The following is a 20005-nucleotide window of genomic DNA, read 5'->3' on the forward strand; positions in this document are numbered from 1 at the left end:
AGGAGGGATGCTAAATGGCAAAACAGATATCAGTATTTCTTGAAAACAAAGCAGGAAGGCTTGCACATGTAACCAGGGTTTTAGGTGATGCAGGCATAAATATCCGGGCTCTTTCTATAGCCGATACTTCTGATTTTGGCATATTAAGGCTTATAGTGTCTGATCCTGATAAAGCATATAAAGTTTTAAAAGAAGCAGGTTTTACAGTAAGCGAAACCGAAGTGATTGCTGTACAGGTACCTGATGCTCCGGGTGGATTAGCTTCGGTTCTGGAGCAGATGTCAGAAGAGAACCTTAACATTGAATATCTGTATGCCTTTTTGGGTACTTCGGAAAATGATGCTCTGGTGATCTTTAAGGTAGAAGATATTGAAAAGGCGCGCAAGGCTTTTATAGAAAGAGGCATAAAATTTTTGGATGAAAAAAGGCTTTACCAGCTTTAGTTTAATTTGATTTTACCCGGGCAGGAGGTTACAAGCTTCCTGCCCGTTAACAAACAAGTAATTATACCAATTTTTAGCTCATATAATTCTTCTAGATATCATTTCCTCATTCATGGCAAATCATCTTTTACCTGTCACAGTTTTAATCTTGCTTCATTTGATTCCCAGCTTGTTTCTTGCCTGGCTGTATCATTTCTCCACAGCATTTCCCACGGCTTTTTTGCAGCAATTTTCGGAAAATTATAACAAAGGAGGTGAAAAGATGAAGCAAGCGCTGAGTTTGGGCATTCTGGTTGCCGTATTATTTGCAATATTCGTATATTTCCAGGAGGCTATAGGAGCCAGTGCATTTTATATTGCCGTCCTTTCCATGGCCATGTTTGCAGTAATTGGACCTTTTGGTGACTATTTTAAAACCGGGATTGCCATGTTGGTAGGAGTGATTGTGGCCATGGCCGGTATCGTAGTTTTGGCCGGAAAATTCCCGCTGCCTCCTGACAACATAGCCTATATTGCATTGGTATCGGGAATTGCCATATTTGTACTTGTTTTGCTGTCGGCAACCGGATTGCGCATTGATGCCATGTTTATTGGCTGGGCAGGGTACAATGCTGCTGTTTTCCCGGTTTACATGGCTGATGCTTCCAGGTTAGCCCATGAAGCACTGCCTGCTGCTGTAGGAGTAAGCGTATCTCTGCTCGTAGGCCTGGTACTGTCGCTTGTGGTTATTAAGATTGCTATGGCAGTTAATAAATAATGTATGGAAGGAGGGAAGAGGATTGTATAAACATAGGAAGCGGTATACGGGTTTGGCTGTGCTGCTTGCTTTGTGCCTGGTATTTATGCCTGGTCAGGTAGCTCTAGGCCAAACACCTGACAAGATAGTAGATAATGAACTGGTTGTAACTCAGCTTGGGGATAATGGACAAATCCAGGATATAAAAGTTTTAAACCATATCCGCGTTTTTGGCAAAGGCCAGTATGTGATAGAAGACAGTGCAGGATATAAGGTTTCAGGCTTGCGCAACCTGTACAGCAAGGAAGCAGTAAGCGAGCAAAACGGCAAAATAAAAGTTAATGCTGCTGTATCTGGAGATAAGCCGTATGAAGATATTTACTATCTGGCTTCGGTAAATAAGGAAGAAATATCCAGGGTAAAAATACCGGTAAGTGTTGAAATCGAATACTATCTGGATGGGAAAAAGGTTAAACCTTCTGAAATTGCAGGCAAAAGCGGACACTTGAAGATTGTATGCACTTTTGAAAATAAGACGGGGGAAAAGAAGGTATTAGAATTTACTGATTCTAAAGGCAACCTGGTACAGAAAGAGGCTGAAATCTATACGCCTTATGTAGTTTCTCTTTCTGGTTGGGAATTCAGCAACAAGAAGTTTGCCAATGTGCAGGCACCGGGCAAAGCCGGGGAATCTCCGGGAGGAGTAGTAGTAAACATTAAGGACAACACGGTTGTAAGCTGGACAGTTCCCCTTATTCCACCAAAATACCCGGCCAAACAGTATATTGTTCTGGAAGCTGACGGCAAGGATATCGAACTTCCCAGCTTCAAGATTGCTGTTATACCAGTACTGCCAACTACTTCCGAAGTAGATTCGCTTTCCAAGGTTCAGGAAAGCTTTTCCAAGCTCTACGATGGATTTGACAAGATCCAGACCGGGGTAGGAGCTGAAGACAAGGAAGCTACCCTGCTTTATGGACTTACTGCGGTAGAACAAGGGCTGAATCAGATAAGCAACGGATTAGGCACGCTTATCGGCAAAGTTAAGATGCTGCGGTTTGGAATTTCCAATCCTAATTTTGATGCCAAGAGCTATGATACCTTTAAAGGAACTGATGCTAAAGGGAATACTCCGGGAGTAAAAGATGCTATAGGCCTTATGAAGAAAACGATCGATGAAAAATTTATTCCTGCTCTCGGAGCTCAGAAGATGGTATTAACTGTTCTGCAGGGAGTTATAGGTACGCCTGCTGACCAGGGACAAACTCCTTCGCTTTCTACCAGCCTGTATAATGATGTTAATTATTTAAAGAATGCTGTAGCAGGAACTCCTGCCGAAAAGGTAATAACCGAGGCTATTGAGCCGAAACTGATGGCCATAAATCATAATGTCGGGGTTTTCCGCGATGGAGGCCAGATGATAACTTCCAGCGGCACGATAGATTTTCCGGCCAGTGTAAGTGCACTGGAACTGGGAGCTAATATGTTATCAAACAGCCTGGGTAAGGTAGATGCCGGGCTTGGCCTCATGGTAACTGGTCTGGGTAATGTGGACAAAAACGGCAATCCTGTCAAATCAGTAGATGCCAGCGGCAATCCCAATACCCTGCTTTATGCTCTGGCTGCTATGCAGGCAGGTATTGAGGAAAAAGCCCTGCCGGGTATGGAAAAAATTAAGGAAGGGACCGGCAAGATTGGCAGTGGTGCCGGACAGGCCAAAGAAGCTATCGCTGAAGGGATGAAAACTTTTGCTTCTGTCGGAGCTATTGCCCAGGCTTTAGCTGAAAAAGCCAAACAGGCGGATACTTTCCTGGGTAAGCCGGAAGGTGCGGAAGGCAGCGTAGCTTATGTATTCCAGACTCCGGAGGTAAGCAAGCAGGCTAATGCGGTTAAGTATGGAGCAGGAGCTGCCGTAGTAGCTTTAATCATACTGCTGGCAGCTGGGCGTCCGCCCAAACAGGCTTTCCAGGCTGGAGTTCAGGAAAATGCTTAAATTTTAAGGACTAAAAATATAAAATATAAGGTTTAATTTAATATTTAAAAAATTTAAGAGGGGGTTCTTGCTTCATGAAAAAAAGATGGATTTTCCTGGTGGCTGTAATGATGTTGTTTGCCTTTACCGCCGGTGCGGTAGCTGGATCTACTTCCCAGGTAATTCAGGCTACCCTGGCCAATGATATAAAGTTTATGCTCAATGGTAAGAGCTGGACACCTCAAATTGACGGCAAAAATTTAAGTCCTATAGTTTATCAGGGACGTACTTATCTGCCGGCTCGTCCCCTGGCAGAAGCTCTGGGAGTAAAGATAGGCTGGGATGCTAATACCAAGACGGTTATTATTGGAGAAGCTCCGGCAGTTGTGGAACAGCCGAAGCCTGAGCAGCCCAAACCTGAACAGCCCAAGGAAGAGCCAAAGCCTGAGCAGCCCAAAGAAGAACCTAAACCGGCTGCTATTGCCAGTGCTGATGATGCAGCCAAAGCAGTGGTAAAGGCTTTTGGACCGGTAAATGCCAAGATAAGCATTTCTGGTTTGGTAGCTGGCATGGTAAAAGTTGGGGCAGAAGCAACCGCATCTATTGCAGCTGACGGCAAGGCAACTGCCAACATCAAGGGTGATGCTGGCCCCCTGGGCAAGAGTGATGTGAATGCTGCTTTATGTCCGTACTCCGAACTTATTTATGGCCCGGAAGCAGAAGCTCTGAAGGTAGTTGCTGGCGGTTCTTTTGCTGATAAAGGCGATGTATATGTTATCACTGTAACTGGCGCTACCCCAGCTTCCCTCCTTAATATGCTCAACAAGGTAAACGACAAGGCTACCTGGTCAGATGTAAAAGGTACTGCTGAAATCACCATTGACAAAAAGACTAACCGGGTTACCAAGATTGTTATAAAGAATGGTACTGCCAAGGTTAAAACTATGTTAGGAGAAAAAGAAACAACCTATGAAGCTACTTTCACCTACAGCTACTAAAATAAGGCTTATAATATAATTAGCTAAAAAAGGGGTTAAGGGTATATAATACTCTTAACCCCTTTTATTGTTAAAAAGATGAGGTGACAGGCCTTGTATGAGTATGTGGGGAATATTCATATACATTCGGTTTATTCAGATGGGACGGGAAATATAAAAGAGATTGCCTGCCTGGCAGAAAAGGCAGGGCTTGATTTTGTAGTTATAACTGATCATGAAAATCTGCGGGGTTTAAGGAATAACGAAGAAGGCTACTACGGACGGGTATTGGTTTTGATAGGCATGGAGATTAATGATGCCTGCTGTCATTATCTGGCTTTAAACATTAAAAGGGAGGTAGCAAATGATACTTCCAATCCGCAGAAGATAATAGATGAGGTAAATGAACAGGGTGGAATAGGGATTATTGCCCATCCTTTTGAGAAGGGGTCTCCTTATTATGAAAACGGCATAGTTTTTAACTGGAATAACTGGCAGGTTTCCGGTTTCCAGGGTATAGAAATATGGAACTGGGTTTCCGGCTGGAAAGATAATATAGATAGCTTTGTAAAGGGGATTTTTCTGCTTCTTTGCCCCCGGTTCTGCATAACCGGTCCCAGTCGCGAAGCACTGCGCAAGCTTGATTTTTTTCAGCTAAAGGGAGAAAAAGTAGCTGCTTTTGGCGGTTCTGATGCCCATAATATAAAATTTAAACTTGGCTTTATTCCGATAACGGTAGGTTCTTATCTTAAAGCTTTTCGCTCTGTCAATATGCATATTTTGCTTATGGAAAAGCTGGGAAAAGATTGGGCAAGAGACAAACTGGCAGTATATGAAGCACTGCGCAGCGGAAGAAGCTGGGTTGCCGATGATTATAGAAGGGACAGCCGGGGATTTCGCTTTCTTTTAAAGTATGGAAACCAGAGCTGGACGGCTGGCGATGAAGTAGAATACCGAAATGGAATGCATATGGAAGTTATTACTCCTTATTACGGACGGGTAAGGCTTATTCATAATGGAAAAACGGCCGCTGTGAGCAAGGGGAAAAGGCATATTTTTGAGGACATAGGTAAAGGAGTATATAGAATAGAAGCTGACTACCGGTTTTTAGGCCGTTATTATCCCTGGATATATTCTAATTCTATATTTTTGTTATAGGTATAAAACAAACTGCAAGTGATAATAAAAAGCCTGACTGCTGAACTTTAGGGTCAGGTTTTTTATTTGCCTTAAAACTTTAAAAAGCAGTAATATAGTCAAAAATTTTTTAACAATTACAATGGTAATTTTTACCTGAAAAAACGGGTTTTGAAGGGAGGAAAGCCGAAAGACAGGTTCTTTTCTGTCGAATTTAATAAAATAAGCTTAAATTTTTTTTATTTTTAAAAAAAGGATATTTACAGGTTAAAGTAGAATAAAGTGGAGTAAAGTGGAGAGAAGTGGAACAAAATCCCTTAAAAATTAAACAGGAGAGCATATATGTTTCTGGGTGAGTATCAACATTCCCTGGATGCTAAAGGAAGGATTACTATACCAGCCAAGTTCAGGGAGAACCTGGGCGAAAAATTTATAGCCACCAAGGGGCTGGATAATTGCATATTTCTTTATCCTTTAGCAGAATGGAACCAGATAGAAGAAAAACTGCGCGCGCTTCCGCTTACCAGAGCGGATGTAAGAGCTTTTGTGCGCTTTTTTTTCGCTGGTGCTTCTGAACTGGAACTTGATAAACAGGGGAGAACTGTTTTGCCTCCTAATTTAAGGGATTATGCCCGAATTGAAAAAGATATTGTCATAATAGGGGTAGGAACAAGAATCGAGATTTGGTCAGTTGACAGCTGGGTAAACTATGCTAAAGAAGCGGAAACTTCATATGAAGAAATAGCAGAAAAAATGGTAGATTTGGGTATCTAGGAGTGTTGATATGCATAAGCCAGTATTGCTGGAAGAGACTATAAATAACCTGGTGACAGATAGAAAAGGAATTTATGTTGACGGGACTTTAGGTGGTGGAGGACATCTAAAAAGGCTTATGGAAGAATTAATGCCGGAAGCCAGGGTTTTTGCTTTTGATAAGGACAGGGATGTTTTAGAGGAAACCAGAAAGAAGCTGAATTATGATAATATAACCTTTATTCATTCTGATTTCCGATTTATGGAAGAGGAAATTTCTTTATATGGAATAGATAAAGTTGATGGCATAATGCTTGATCTGGGAGTTTCATCTTTTCAACTGGATGATCCGGTTCGTGGATTCAGCTTTCATGAGGATGCCCGGCTGGATATGAGAATGAACCGGGCAGAACCTTTGACTGCCTGGGATGTTGTAAATGGTTATGAAGAAGAAGAAATAGCCAGGATTATCTATGAATACGGAGAAGAAAAGTTTGCCCGTTCTATTGCCAGAGCTATTGTCAGGCAAAGGGAAATAAAAAGTATAGATACTACCCTGGAACTGGTTGAAGTGATAAAAAAAGCAGTTCCTGCTTCTTATAAACGGGAAAAGCATCCTGCCCGCAGGACTTTTCAGGCTTTGCGCATAGCAGTAAATGGAGAATTAGAGGCTTTGCGCGAGGTTTTGCCCAAGGCGGTAAACTTGTTGAAACCGGGGGGAAGGCTTTGTGTAATAACATTCCATTCCCTGGAAGACAGGATTGTCAAAAATTTTATGCAGGAAAAAGCGCGGGAATGCCTGTGCCCGCCGGGAATGCCGGTATGTGTGTGCCATCATAAACCAGAGTTGAAAATTGTAAGCCGCAAACCGGTGGTTCCAGATGACGAGGAATGCAGAATTAACCCGCGGGCGCGCAGTGCCAAACTTCGGGTAGCGGAAAAGTTGTAGTTCTATAAAACAGGAGGGGAGAATAAAATTGATACAGGCAGGCTATAAGTATGATTATTATTCGGATTATTCTATAGCGTCAGAAGGGGCTGATTACAGCAAGACTTTCAGTTCTTCCAGGGCAGACCTGGTAAGAGCCCAGAAGAAAAAGATGCTCTGCAAGGTAATTGGGGTTTTTTTCATATATGCAGTTATTCTGGTATATTTATGTGTGAAAAGTGCGGTACTTGGCTATCAGATTGTAGATTTGGAAAAAGAAATACATAATATTGAAAATGAAAATTTAAGGATTCAATATTTGACAGAAAACAGCTGTTCTTTAGAGATGGTGGAGAAAATAGCGATAAACGAACTGCATATGGTAAAGCCGGAACAGGAAATAGATGTAGCAGTTTTACCAGCAGAAGTTAAGGTGGCACCCCTTAAGCGGATGGCTGCGGGTGAACAGACTGGTGAAGATAAGAATGGAAAGGAAAAACCTCTTTACAGGTTATATTCTAACCTGGCTTTTCTGGCTGATAAAAACAGGTAAATAAAGTAGGAGTGGTATGATAGTGAGATCTACCAGCTTAGCAGTAAGAAAGCGTATAGCTACGCTTTTTTTCTTGTTTACATTAGGATTTCTTTTGCTTACCTTGAGAATATTCTGGGTTCAGTTTGTAAGAGGGGCTGAGCTTTCCGAGAAGGCTATGCAGAACAGGATGCGGGATATACCGGTAGAGGCCAAGCGGGGGATTATTTATGACCGCAATGGGCATGAACTGGCTATATCGGTAAGTGTAGATTCGATTTATGCCATTCCTGCTGAGGTTAAAGCTTCAAAAAAAGAAAGGGAGATTGCAGAAAAACTGGCTAAAATATTAAATATGGATGAGGAAAAAGTTTATAGAAAAATAACCAATAATACTTCTTTTGAGTGGGTAAAAAGACAGGTAGATCCTCAAATAACCAAAAAGCTTCGTGAACTTGATTTGCCGGGAATCGGTTTTACCGAGGAGAGCAGAAGGTTTTATCCCAAAGGCAGCCTGGCCAGCCATGTTTTGGGGATATCAGGTATTGATAATACGGGTTTAGAGGGAATTGACTATTATTACAATGATCTGGTAGGAGGCACAAAGGGAAGAATAATTATAGAACATGATGCTGCCAACCGGCCTATACCAGAAGCTACTCATAAATATATTCCGCCTCAGGATGGAGCGAACCTCATATTAACCATTGATGAGACTGTACAGTATATTGTGGAAAGGGAACTGGATAAGGTTTTTAAAGAACGTAAAGCGAAAGCTGCTGCTGCTATAGTTATGGATCCTAATACGGGGGAAATACTGGCTATGGCCTCCAGGCCTACCTTTGATCCCAATAATTACAATGATTACCCTGCTTCTAACCGGCGCAATTTTGCCATAAATGATGTTTATGAACCGGGATCGACCATGAAGATTATTACGGCGGCCATGGCTTTAGAGGAAAAACTGGTTTCCACCGAAAGGAAGTTTTTCTGTCCGGGCTATGTTAAAGTAGGCAAGGAAACTATAGGATGTTCCAATCGTAAAGCCCACGGAAGCCAGACTTTTAAGGAAGTAGTGGCTAATTCATGCAATGTTGGTTTTGTAGAAGTAGGATTAGAAATTGGCATAGATAGGTATTATAAATATATAAATAATTTTGGTTTTGGCAAGCCTACCGGTATTGACCTGCCGGGGGAAGCCAAGGGAATACTGGTGCCCAGGGAAAGGGCTATGCAGATTGATCTGGCTACCATGTCTATAGGTCAGGCTAATGCAGTTACCCCTCTGCAGCTTATTACAGCTGTATCAGCAGTAGCCAATGGGGGTAATTTAATGCAGCCCCATTTGGTTAAAAGTGTTATAGATAAAGATGGAAAAGTGATAAAAAGGATAGAACCCAGGGTGATAAGAAAGGTTATTTCTCCTGAAACGGCCAGGGAACTTTGCTTAATACTGGAAGGAGTAGTCGAAAACGGAACCGGTAAGAATGCTTATATAGAAGGCTACCGGGTGGCAGGCAAGACGGGAACTGCCCAGAAGATATCCCCTGCAGGAGGCTATTTACCCAATGAATATGTAGCTTCATTTATTGGTTTTGCTCCTGCTGATAATCCAAGATTGGCCTGTATTGTGGTAGTTGATGCTCCGCAGGGTTATCCTTATTATGGTGGATGGGTGGCAGCTCCTGTTTTCAGGGAAATAATGAAGGATGCACTGCGTTATTTGGAGGTTCCTTTATATAAAGCGGAAGCCAAAAATGAGGTTAAGGTTGAAAAAGTGGTAGTTCCTGATGTCGTAAATTTACCGCTCTCAGAAGCTATCGGAATTATGAATTCTAGAGGCCTTAATGTTAAAGTCATAGGAACAGGCAATCTGGTATGGAAGCAGGCACCCAGGTCACAGACCAAAGTTGACAGGGGAAGTCAGGTTATTATTTATCTTTCCCAGGTTAAGCCTAATCAGGCAGAAGGTGAAATTACGGTACCTGATTTAGAAGGGAAGTCTATGCGGGAAGTAGCGAAGATTCTTTCAGATTTAGGGCTTCACCTTATACCAGAAGGTTATGGGTTAGCCTATGAGCAGTCTCCAGAACCCGGAAAAATAGTTACGGTTGGCTCGAGTATCAAAGTAAAGTTTCAGCCTATTGGTGAATAAATAGGCGGAAAGGAGAGAAAAGATGCAGCTTAAAGATATTTTACGGGGAATAGAATATCGAATAATAAATGGAAGTGACTGTATTGATATAACTGGTGTTTATTATGATTCGAGAAAAGTTAAACCAGGTTCATTATTTGTATGTGTCAGAGGTTTTAAAACTGACGGGCATAACTATATAAAGGATGCTGTTTCGAAGGGAGCTGTAGCAGTACTGGCTGAAGAAGAGCAAAAGGTACCTGACGGGGTAACCTATATTGTTACCGGTAATACACGTACGGCTATGGCTAAAGTTGCTTCCAACTTCTATGGATGTCCCTCTGCTTTTATGCGGGTTATAGGAGTTACCGGTACCAATGGAAAAACTACTACCACTCATCTTATACAAAATATCCTTACCCAGGCTTCTTTTAAAGCTGGTATTTTAGGCACTCTTTATGCTCGTATTGATGATTATAAACAGGAGATGGGGCATACTACCCCTGAAGCACTGGAAATTGAAGAATTTATGAGCCTTTGCCGGCAAAAAGGGGCAGAATATGTGGTTATGGAAGTTTCTTCCCATGCTTTAGATTTGGATAGGGTTAAGGAAATAGATTATAATGTAGCTGTTTTTACCAATTTAACGCAGGATCATCTTGATTATCATCAGAATATGGAAAATTATAAAAATGCCAAACTTAAACTATTTTCCATGCTATCTGAAAAAGGAAACAATTTTGCAGTTATAAATAATGATGACAGGTATGCCGAAGATTTTATAAAAGCTACGGGAACAGAAGTAATAACTTACGGCGTAGAGAATGATGCTGATGTAAAAGGGTATGACCTTAACATAACTGCCAAAGGTACCAGTTTTATGGTTAAATATAAAGATGTAGATTTTAAAGTTGAGATGCAGTTAATAGGTTTATTTAGTGTTTATAATGCTCTGGCCTCTATCGCTTTTGCTCTCCGGGAGGGTATAAAACCGGAGATAATACAGGAGGCTTTGGCCAGGACAACAAGTGTAGCAGGCAGATTTGAACAGGTAAAGTGCGGGCAGAATTTTACCGTGGTAGTAGATTATGCTCATACTCCGGACGGTTTGGAAAATGTTTTAAAAACCGCAAAAAAACTTACCCAAAATCGATTGATAACGGTTTTTGGATGTGGAGGAGACCGGGATAAGACCAAGAGGCCTTTAATGGGGGAAATTGCTGCCAGATACAGCGATTTTTGTGTAGTAACTTCCGATAATCCCCGCAGTGAAGATCCGAAGGCTATAATTGACGACATTATCCCTGGGCTTTTAAGGGTAGAAGGGTCGCGTTATGCTGTAGTTGTGGATAGAAGGGAAGCTATAAGACATGCTATTTATATGGCTAAACCGGGGGATATGGTGGTTATTGCCGGCAAAGGACATGAGACTTATCAATTGATTGGAGATAAGGTTTTAGAATTTGATGACCGTAAGGTAGCAAAAGAATTTTTAGAGGAGATAATAAAACATGAAAATGGACATTGATTTTGTGTGTAAAAGTGTAGATGGGAAAATTGTATATGGGGAAAAGAAAGGTTTCGTATCCTGTGTGTGTACTGATTCGCGCAGCATAGCTCCGGGTAGTTTGTTTGTTGCTTTAAGGGGAGAACGTTTTGACGGTCATGATTTTGTTCTGGAAGCTTTTGAAAAAGGGGCTTATGCTGCAATTGTAGAGAAGGGCTGGAATGAGAAAAAAATACTGCCGGGTAAAGTAGTTATAAAAGTTGCCGATACCCTTAAGGCATTACAAATACTGGCCAAAAGCTATCGAAAAAGGTTTAATATTCCAGTGGTTGCGGTTACCGGAAGTGTAGGCAAGACTACTACCAAGGAGATAATTGCCTCTCTTTTAAAAAGCAGATTTAATACTTTAAAAACGGAAGGCAATTTTAATAATGATATTGGGGTACCTTTAACCCTTTTTAGACTGGAAGAATATCATGAGGCAGCAGTAGTTGAACTGGCTATGCGGGCCAGGGGAGAGATTGACCGCTTGGCTTATATAGTGCAGCCTTATTGTGCAGTTATTACCAATGTAGAACCGGTTCACCTGGAAACCCTTGGAAGCATGGAAAATATAGCCAGGGCTAAGTGTGAGGTATTAAAGCATGTTAACTCCGATGGTTTTGCCTTGATAAATGGAGATAATGAGATACTTAAAAGAACTGCTGAGGATTATTCTTGTAGAAAGTATACCTTTGGCTATAATAAAGATTGTGATTTTAGAATTAAAAAGGTAGAAAATAAAAATAATGGTATAAATATAGAAGCGGATATTTTTGAAAAGTCGTGTAATATGTTTTTCCCTGTTCCTACCTCGAAAATGGCGTACAATGTGGTAGCCGGGGTGGCGGTTGCTTATCTTTTAGGAGTGGATATAAATGAAATGGTGTCTTTTTTGGCTGATTACCAGCCTGAAACCAACCGGCTTAATGTTATAACCTTGAGCAGTGGAGGAAAGGTAATTAATGATACCTATAATGCCAACCCTTTATCTATGGAAGCAGCGTTAGAAACAGGCAGGAATTTGAGGGAAAAAGGACGTTTGATAGCTGTTCTGGGCGACATGTATGAGCTGGGAAGCTATGAAATTGATGGGCATCTTAAGGTGGGAGAAAAGGCATTTGAAAATGATGTCGATATTCTGGTTACGGTTGGGAAATTAGGCAAGTACATAGCTGAAGGTGCGTTAAGAGCCGGGATGCCTGCTGATCGTATATATAGTTTCCAGAATAAGGAAGAAGCGCTTTCTTTTTTATGTTACAGCTTAAATGCTGATGATACAGTTTTGTTTAAAGCTTCCCGGGGTATGAAGATGGAAGTACTGGTACAGGGATATTTAGAATTTGTGGAGAATAAAGGTGAATAATTTTGATGTAGTGATTTTAGTACGGAGGGTGTTTTATGTCCGGATATGTAACAAGTTCATTAATGGCAGGAATTATAGCTTTTATTGTGGTTTTGGTGCTGGCTCCTTTTATGATACCTTTTCTTACTCGCTTAAAAGCAGGGCAGAGTATAAGGGAAGAAGGGCCTAAAAGCCATTATGTCAAAGCAGGTACCCCTACCATGGGGGGGATAATGATGATTACTGCTGTTATGGTTGCTGTTTTTTTTATGGCAGGAAGAAGCACGGAAGCCTGGGGAGCTATGCTGGTTATGCTGGCTTTTGGAGGCATCGGATTTTTTGATGATTACATAAAAGTGGTGTTAAAACGTTCGTTAGGGTTAAAAGCCAGGGAAAAGCTCGTTTTACAATTATTGGTGGGGATTATTTTTGGGCTTTTTTTGCTTTTATATTTTGACCGGGGAACAGAAATCATAATTCCCCGGGTAGGGCTTATTGATCTGGGTTATCTCTATATACCATTTCTGGTATTAGTTTTAATGGGCACTTCCAATGCGGTAAATCTTACCGATGGGCTGGATGGACTGGCTGCCGGGGTTACTTTTTTTGTGGCATTGGCTTTGGCTATAGTAAGCATTATGACCTCTCATTATGAACTGCTCATTTTTTGTTTGGCCCTGGCTGGATCCTGTGCAGGTTTTCTGGTTTTTAACCGTCATCCAGCGCGCATTTTTATGGGTGATACTGGTTCCATGGCTCTGGGAGGAGCTGTGGCCGCTGTAGCAGCTTTTACCAGGATGGAGATAGTGCTTATTATTATGGGTGGAGTTTATGTAATAGAAGCCTTGAGTGTTATCATACAGGTAATCTCTTTTAAAACCACGGGAAAAAGGGTTTTTCTTATGAGCCCTATTCATCATCATTTTGAGTTAAAGGGGTGGCCGGAAAAGAAAGTTGTTCGCTTTTTCTGGCTGCTGTCATTTCTGTTTGCCGTGCTGGGGATTTTAGCTCTTAAAGGGGCAGGCAATTATTATATAGGTTAGTTTTAGAAATATTATTTTGGAAATGGGAGAATATAAATTATGATAGGAGAATTAAAAGGAAAAAAAGTTTTGGTATTAGGGATGGCGAGAAGTGGGCTAGCGGCAGCTGATGTATTGCTCAAAAGAGGGGCGATAGTTACTGCAGCTGATGAAGGCAAGTCCGATAAAGTAATGGAAGCATCCAGAATGCTTAGGGATAAAGGCGTACAGGTATTTACTGGCAGCTATCCTTTGATTAAGAAAGATAGTTTTGATTTGCTGGTAGTAAGCCCTGGCATACCTCTTTCCATAGAGCCGGTTCAGGCGGCCTTTAGAGAAGGAATACCTGTTATTGGGGAACTTGAACTTGCCTATATGATAAAATCACCGGATGTGCAGATATATGCGGTAACCGGCACTAATGGCAAGACAACAACTACTGCACTGCTTAAGTCTATTTTGGAAAAAGATGGGCAAAATGCCTGGGCAGCAGGCAATATTGGCATACCTCTTACCAAAATTGTTGATGAAATAAGGCAGGGAGTGATTGCTACCGAGGTTTCCAGTTTTCAGCTGGAAACTACAGTAACTTTCCGGCCTCATATATGCGGAATATTAAATATAACCCCTGACCATCTGGACAGACATAAAACGCTTGATGCTTATATTGAAGCTAAAGCTAGGATTTTTGCCTATCAGGACGAAAAAGACTTTACGGTTTTAAATTATGATGATGATCTGGTAAAGAGCCTGGCTGCTAAGAGCAGAGGGCAGGTAGTGTTTTTTTCTGTGCATAATAACCTAAAAGAAGGGTTATTTGTAAAAGAAAGGAATATAGTAGCCAGATTTGAGGGAGAAGAAAAAATAATATGTTCTACCGGAGATATTTTGCTAAGAGGAGAGCATAATTTGGAAAATGTTTTATGTGCCTCTGCGATGGCTTTTCTGGCCGGGGTGCGTCCAGAAGTAATAAAAGAAGCTTTGCGCACTTTTAAAGGGGTAAGGCACCGGATGGAAGAAGTAGAATATATAGATGGGGTTCTTTATGTTAATGATTCAAAGGCTACCAATCCTGAATCAGCCATAAAGGCATTACAGGCCTATGATAGCCCGGTAATACTTATTGCGGGAGGGCGCAATAAGGGAGCTAAATTTGATGAATTAGCCAGAATAATAAAGGATAAGGTAAAAAGCCTTATACTTTTAGGGGAAGCTAAAGAAGAGATAAAAAGGGCAGTTATTAAAGAAGGATTTTATAATATATATGAAGTTGAGGATTTAAAAGAGGCTGTTTTTAAAAGCAGGGAATTAGCAGGCGGAGGTGATGTAGTTTTATTATCACCTGCCTGTGCCAGCTGGGATATGTTTGAAAGCTATGAACACCGCGGTGACTGTTTTTGTACGGTAGTAAGGGAGTTAATAACAAAATGTTAATATAGATTAATAATTTGGTGTTTTATACAACTGGTCTGCAGGGGGGGTTTAATGAGGCTGAAAAAGGGACCGCCTGATTTTGTGCTTTTTCTAACTGTTTTAGGTTTATTAGGCATAGGACTTATAATGGTTTTTAGTGCCAGTTCGGTTACCGCCAATGTAAGATACGGGGATGCTTATTATTTTTTTAAGAGGCAGTTAATGTGGGCAGGTGCTGGTTTGGCAATAATGATAATAATAATGAGGATGAGCCTGGAAAAGATTAAGGCTTTATCTTATCCAGCAGCTCTTTTAGCTATATTGTGCCTGATTCTAGTGCTTACTCCTTTGGGCATAACCGCCAAAGGATCCAGCCGCTGGCTGGGGGTAGGTTTTCTTTCTTTTACGCCTTCCGAACTGGCCAAATTGGGAATGGTCATGTTTATGGCCAGAAACCTGGATGCTAATCTTGAACATATAAAATCTTTTAAGATAGGTGTTCTGCCTTATCTGGTAATATTAGCGATAGTTTGTGGGCTTATTATGTTGCAGCCTGATTTAGGGACTTCATTTGCCATAGCTGGTACGGTATTTTTTATGTTGCTGGCAGCAGGAGCCAGATGGTCCCATCTGGCAGGAATAGGGATGGTGGGGATGGTAGCAGTGGCTGGCGCTATTGCAGTTGCCCCTTATCGGATGGAAAGATTTATTGCTTTTCTTAACCCCTGGAAATATGCCAGTGATGAAGGATTCCAAACTATACAATCATTATATGCTTTAGGGTCAGGCGGTTTGTTCGGTATGGGATTGGGACGCAGCCGGCAAAAGTTTTTTTATCTGCCGGAACAGCATACCGATTTTATTTTTGCTATTCTGGGAGAAGAACTGGGTTTTATAGGCGCTTTTCTGGTTATTTCCCTTTTTGTTCTTCTAGCCTGGAGGGGTTTTAAAATTGCCATAAATGCTCCTGACAATTTTAGCAGTTTGCTGGCAGCTGGCATAACGACGATGATAGTTTTTCAAGCAGCTATAAATATAGGTGTAGTTTGTGGAGCCTTACCAGTTACGGGTATAACTTTGCCTTTTATAAGTTATGGAGGTTCCTCACTGCTTTTCACTATGATGGGGGTAGGTATTCTGCTTAATATATCAAGATACAGTTCAATAAGATAGGAGGAAAAATGAGGTTATGAGGCTTATATTGAGCGGTGGCGGTACAGGAGGGCATATTTACCCTGCTCTGGCTATCGCTGATGAAGTAAAGAGAGTGTTTCCAAAGGCAGAAATACTTTATGTAGGCACGGAAAAAGGCATGGAGAAAGATATTGTCAGCAAAGCAGGTTATCCTTTTCGTGCTGTTGATATATCAGGGATAGATCGTTCTTCTATGCTAAAGGCTTCCAGGTCTTTAATCAAGTTCCCCAAAAGTTTTTTTCAGGCATTCAGCATAATAAAAGAGTTCAAACCTGATGTAGTACTCGGAACCGGGGGATATGTTTCTTTCCCTGTAGTTCTGGCGGGTACTTTTTTTAATTGTAAGACTATGATACATGAACAAAATGTATTTCCGGGTTTAGCCAACCGCAACTTAGCTTCCCGGGTAGATTATGTTTTTCTTACTTTTGAAGAAACCAAAAAATATTTAAGAGGCAGAAACGTTAAAGTGACCGGTCTTCCTGTGCGGCAGGAGATAATGGAAGTGAAGAGGGAAAAAGCTCTTCATGATCTAGAGCTTGAGGACAAGTTTACTCTGGTTGCTTTTGGCGGCAGCCGGGGAGCGATGAGCATAAATAATGCCATGCTGGAAGTGGTACAGAGATATAAAGATGATGAAAATATCCAGATAATCTGGATTACCGGGCATACAGGCTATGAAGAAATAAAAGAAAAACTTAAGCAAAATATTGATGATAAAATGAAATTAACCCTCCGGTTATTCCCATATATGTATAACATTGAGGAGGCTTTGGCGGTAGCGCATCTGGCTGTTTGCCGGGCTGGAGCCAGTACTTTATGTGAATTAGCTATTTTGGGTCTTCCTGCCATACTAATACCATATCCTTATGCAGCAGAAGGACATCAGGAAAAAAATGCGCGCTCTCTTAAAGAAAAAAAAGCTGCCGAGATGGTTATTGATGAATATTTAGATGGAGATACTCTTTATAACAAAATTGAATATTTGAGATGTAATCCGCATCTTTTAGCGGAAATGCGATCTAATTTGCTTAAAGAGGCTAAACCACATGCCCTAAAAGATATTGTCGAGACTATTCTTAACGGCTAATTTTAAGGTTATTATCATTTTTGTAACCACTTTTATTAATTATGCATAGTATAGAGTGTAATTTACAAGGAGAAGGAGATGAAAGAATGGCCACGATACCGGAAAAATGGATTCATATGGTTGGTATAGCTGGTGCAGGAATGAGTGGCATAGCTCAAATATTATTTGAACAGGGATTTAAGGTTACCGGATCCGATCTGCAGATGAATGGTATTGCCCAAAGATTGAGAGAAATGGGAATAGAGATTTTTCAGGGGCATTCTTCCTCTAACCTGAAGGAGGGGGTTGATCTTTTAGTAGTTTCTTCTGCTATACCTGAAGATAATCCAGAGGTAGGTTTAGCTTTTAAAAGAAATATTCCGGTTTTAAAACGGGGCCAGATGCTGGCTAATATGATTAATGCCAAAAAAGGTATAGCAGTAGCTGGCGCCCATGGCAAAACTACAACTACTTCTATGATTTACTGGGTTTTGCAGGGATGCGGCATAGATCCTACTTTTATAGTGGGAGGGGAGCTTAAGGATGGACATATAAATGCACACCTGGGCAACAGTGATTATTTTGTAGCCGAAGCGGATGAGAGTGATGCTTCTTTTTTAGATATTTTTCCTTATATTGCAGTTGTTACAAATATTGAAGACGATCATTTAGACTTTTACGGCTCAGTTGACAACATAAAAAAGGCATTTGTGCAGTTTATCAATCAGGTAAGGCCTGATGGATTTGCGGTTCTTTATGGGGAAGATAAATATATATCCGATATTAGGTCTGACATTTCGGTTAAAACTATAACTTATGGAGAAAACGCAGATAATGACTACTATATAAAAGATTGGGAACCTAAAGAAATAGGCTCAGTATTTAAGGTTTACAGAAGAGATGTGTATTTAGGTCAGGTAGAATTATCGGTTCCCGGAAAGCATAATGCGCTGAATGCAGCAGCGTCTATAGCAGTGGCTTTAGAGTTAGGCCTGGATTTTACAAAAGTGCGAGAAGTGATTAAAGAATTTAAGGGAGCCAAAAGGCGTTTTCAGATTAAGGGTGAAAAGTTTGGCATTATGGTAGTAGACGATTATGCTCACCATCCTACTGAAATAAAGGCAACTCTAGCAGCAGCTCTGGGATTAAAACGTGAGAGGGTGATAGCTGTATTTCAGCCTCATCGCTATTCACGTACCCATGCGTTATGGCGAGAACTGGGTGAATCTTTTTCTGAATGCGATTTAGCTATTTTTACAGAAGTATATGCAGCATCTGAAAAACCTATTCCAGGAGTTGATGGAAAACTGGTATATGAAGCTGCTTTAGGAGCAGGTTGTAATGCGGTATACCTGGATTCGTTTAAAAAGATAAAAAAATACCTGTTAGAAAATACCAGGGCAGGGGATCTGGTAATTACTATAGGGGCGGGAGATGTTTGGAGAATAGGCGAGGAATTTTTAAGCGAACTTGAAAGCCTCGCGTTTAAGGGGATATCCTAGGCGGAGGTGTTTTTTTGAACAAGTTAATAATAAATGGTAATAGAGCGCTTAAGGGTCAGGTTAAAGTAAGCGGGTCGAAAAATTCTACCCTTCCTATAATGGCGGCCAGCATAATGGCCAATGAAGAAGTAATACTAACTGGAGTACCTGATCTGGAAGATATAAATGTTATGGCTGAAGCCTTGAAGGTTCTGGGAGCTTATGTGAAAAGGGAAAAAGATGTCTTGATTATTAATAGCCAGAGCATATCGAGATGTGAACTTCCGGAAAGTATTTCCCGGAAAATGAGAGCTTCTAATCTGGTTATGGGAGCTTTGCTGGGACGCTTTAAAGAAGCCAGGGTAGCTCATCCTGGAGGATGTGCGATTGGTACCAGACCTATGGATCTTCATGTAAAGGGATTTACCAGTTTAGGTTATGAAATAAATGAAGAAGCAGGATTTATGGAAGGGAAAGCTAACAATATAGGAGGAAACGAAATTTTACTTGATTTTCCAAGTGTAGGAGCTACTGAAAATATTATGATGGTAGCCAGTATGACGCCTGGAATAACTATAATTCGTAATGCGGCACGGGAACCGGAAATAGTTGATTTGCAAAACTTTCTTAACTGTATGGGAGCCAGAATAAGGGGAGCTGGATTGGATACTATAAGAATTGAAGGAGTAAGCTATTTAGGGGGAGTACAGCATACCGTAATTCCTGACCGAATAGAAGCAGGAACTTTTATGGTGGCTGCAGCTATAACCCGAGGTGAAATATGCATAGAGAATGTGATAATAGAGCATGTTCAGCCTATTGTAGCTAAGTTAAGGGAAATAGGGGCTGAAATATTCCCCTGCAATATGGGGCTGCGAATAACCGGGAGCAGGAATTTACGAGCTACAGATATAAAAACTATGCCTTATCCAGGATTCCCTACTGATATGCAGCCGCAGATAATGGCGCTGTTGTCGACGGTAAAGGGCACCAGTGTTATAGTAGAAACTATTTTTGAAAACCGGTTTATGCATGTGCAGGAATTAAGAAGGATGGGAGCAGATATAAAAGTGGAAGGCAGGGTAGCTATAGTTAAAGGTAAAAAAAGCCTGCAGGGAGCTTTGGTGGAAGCAACTGACCTTAGGGCAGGAGCAGCTTTAGTTTTGGCAGCTTTGGCTGCTGAGGGAGAGTCACAAATTGAACAGATTCATCATATTGACCGGGGTTATGAAAATTTACATTTAAAATTGAAAAATTTAGGAGCAGATATAGAAAGAATAGAAAAATAAGGCTTTGAGCTTATCTCAAGCTTTTTTTTTGTAT

General features: G+C 41.0%; 17 protein-coding genes. All 17 read left to right on the plus strand.

Annotated elements, in window-relative coordinates; translation table 11 throughout:
* The first annotated feature begins 14 nt into the window (after positions 1-14).
* The 17 genes from ACZ42E_RS04225 to murA all read left to right on the plus strand — a co-directional run bounded on the left by ACZ42E_RS04225 (position 15) and on the right by murA (position 19971).
* Positions 15-443, plus strand: coding sequence for an ACT domain-containing protein (locus ACZ42E_RS04225; protein ID WP_464893202.1), 429 nt, complete (start codon positions 15-17; stop codon positions 441-443).
* Between the two features lie 262 nt (positions 444-705).
* Positions 706-1200 (plus strand): hypothetical protein, encoded by a 495-nt coding sequence (locus ACZ42E_RS04230; protein WP_464893203.1) that lies wholly within the window; start codon positions 706-708, stop codon positions 1198-1200.
* 22 nt (positions 1201-1222) lie between these two features.
* Positions 1223-3172 (plus strand): hypothetical protein, encoded by a 1950-nt coding sequence (locus ACZ42E_RS04235; RefSeq protein ID WP_464893204.1) that lies wholly within the window; start codon positions 1223-1225, stop codon positions 3170-3172.
* A 74-nt stretch (positions 3173-3246) separates the two neighbouring features.
* Positions 3247-4149 carry a stalk domain-containing protein gene (locus tag ACZ42E_RS04240; RefSeq protein WP_464893205.1) on the plus strand — a complete coding sequence of 301 codons (903 nt, stop codon included), beginning with the start codon at positions 3247-3249 and terminating at the stop codon, positions 4147-4149.
* Between the two features lie 93 nt (positions 4150-4242).
* Entirely contained in the window at positions 4243-5286 is a 1044-nt protein-coding gene (locus ACZ42E_RS04245; RefSeq protein WP_464893206.1) for a PHP domain-containing protein, read from the plus strand.
* Positions 5287-5607: 321 nt separating this feature from the next.
* Positions 5608-6039 carry a division/cell wall cluster transcriptional repressor MraZ gene (mraZ, locus tag ACZ42E_RS04250; RefSeq protein ID WP_464893207.1) on the plus strand — a complete coding sequence of 144 codons (432 nt, stop codon included), beginning with the start codon at positions 5608-5610 and terminating at the stop codon, positions 6037-6039.
* Positions 6040-6049: 10 nt separating this feature from the next.
* Complete coding sequence (gene rsmH, locus ACZ42E_RS04255) at positions 6050-6967, plus strand: 16S rRNA (cytosine(1402)-N(4))-methyltransferase RsmH (protein WP_464893208.1); 918 nt, start codon at positions 6050-6052, stop codon at positions 6965-6967.
* Between the two features lie 28 nt (positions 6968-6995).
* Complete coding sequence (locus ACZ42E_RS04260; RefSeq protein WP_464893209.1) at positions 6996-7499, plus strand: hypothetical protein; 504 nt, start codon at positions 6996-6998, stop codon at positions 7497-7499.
* A 22-nt stretch (positions 7500-7521) separates the two neighbouring features.
* The gene (locus tag ACZ42E_RS04265) at positions 7522-9633 is read left to right on the plus strand and encodes a stage V sporulation protein D (RefSeq protein ID WP_464893210.1); all 2112 of its coding nucleotides are present in this window, start codon (positions 7522-7524) and stop codon (positions 9631-9633) included.
* 22 nt (positions 9634-9655) lie between these two features.
* The gene (locus tag ACZ42E_RS04270) at positions 9656-11140 is read left to right on the plus strand and encodes a UDP-N-acetylmuramoyl-L-alanyl-D-glutamate--2,6-diaminopimelate ligase (protein WP_464893211.1); all 1485 of its coding nucleotides are present in this window, start codon (positions 9656-9658) and stop codon (positions 11138-11140) included.
* Positions 11124-12524, plus strand: a complete 1401-nt coding sequence (locus ACZ42E_RS04275) for a UDP-N-acetylmuramoyl-tripeptide--D-alanyl-D-alanine ligase (RefSeq protein WP_464893212.1) — start codon at positions 11124-11126, stop codon at positions 12522-12524. The genes ACZ42E_RS04270 and ACZ42E_RS04275 overlap by 17 nt, the downstream gene beginning before the upstream one ends.
* A gap of 35 nt (positions 12525-12559) precedes the next feature.
* Positions 12560-13546, plus strand: coding sequence for a phospho-N-acetylmuramoyl-pentapeptide-transferase (mraY, locus tag ACZ42E_RS04280; protein ID WP_464893213.1), 987 nt, complete (start codon positions 12560-12562; stop codon positions 13544-13546).
* 39 nt (positions 13547-13585) lie between these two features.
* A complete protein-coding gene (gene murD, locus ACZ42E_RS04285; protein ID WP_464893214.1) occupies positions 13586-14959 on the plus strand; it encodes a UDP-N-acetylmuramoyl-L-alanine--D-glutamate ligase in 1374 nt (457 codons plus the stop codon).
* Between the two features lie 51 nt (positions 14960-15010).
* A complete protein-coding gene (gene ftsW / locus ACZ42E_RS04290) occupies positions 15011-16111 on the plus strand; it encodes a putative lipid II flippase FtsW (protein WP_464893215.1) in 1101 nt (366 codons plus the stop codon).
* A gap of 16 nt (positions 16112-16127) precedes the next feature.
* Entirely contained in the window at positions 16128-17222 is a 1095-nt protein-coding gene (murG, locus tag ACZ42E_RS04295; RefSeq protein WP_464893216.1) for an undecaprenyldiphospho-muramoylpentapeptide beta-N-acetylglucosaminyltransferase, read from the plus strand.
* 86 nt (positions 17223-17308) lie between these two features.
* Complete coding sequence (murC, locus tag ACZ42E_RS04300; RefSeq protein WP_464893217.1) at positions 17309-18703, plus strand: UDP-N-acetylmuramate--L-alanine ligase; 1395 nt, start codon at positions 17309-17311, stop codon at positions 18701-18703.
* Positions 18704-18717: 14 nt separating this feature from the next.
* A complete protein-coding gene (gene murA / locus ACZ42E_RS04305) occupies positions 18718-19971 on the plus strand; it encodes a UDP-N-acetylglucosamine 1-carboxyvinyltransferase (protein ID WP_464893218.1) in 1254 nt (417 codons plus the stop codon).
* Positions 19972-20005: the final 34 nt, after the last annotated feature.

Source organism: Thermosyntropha tengcongensis, assembly GCF_055381335.1.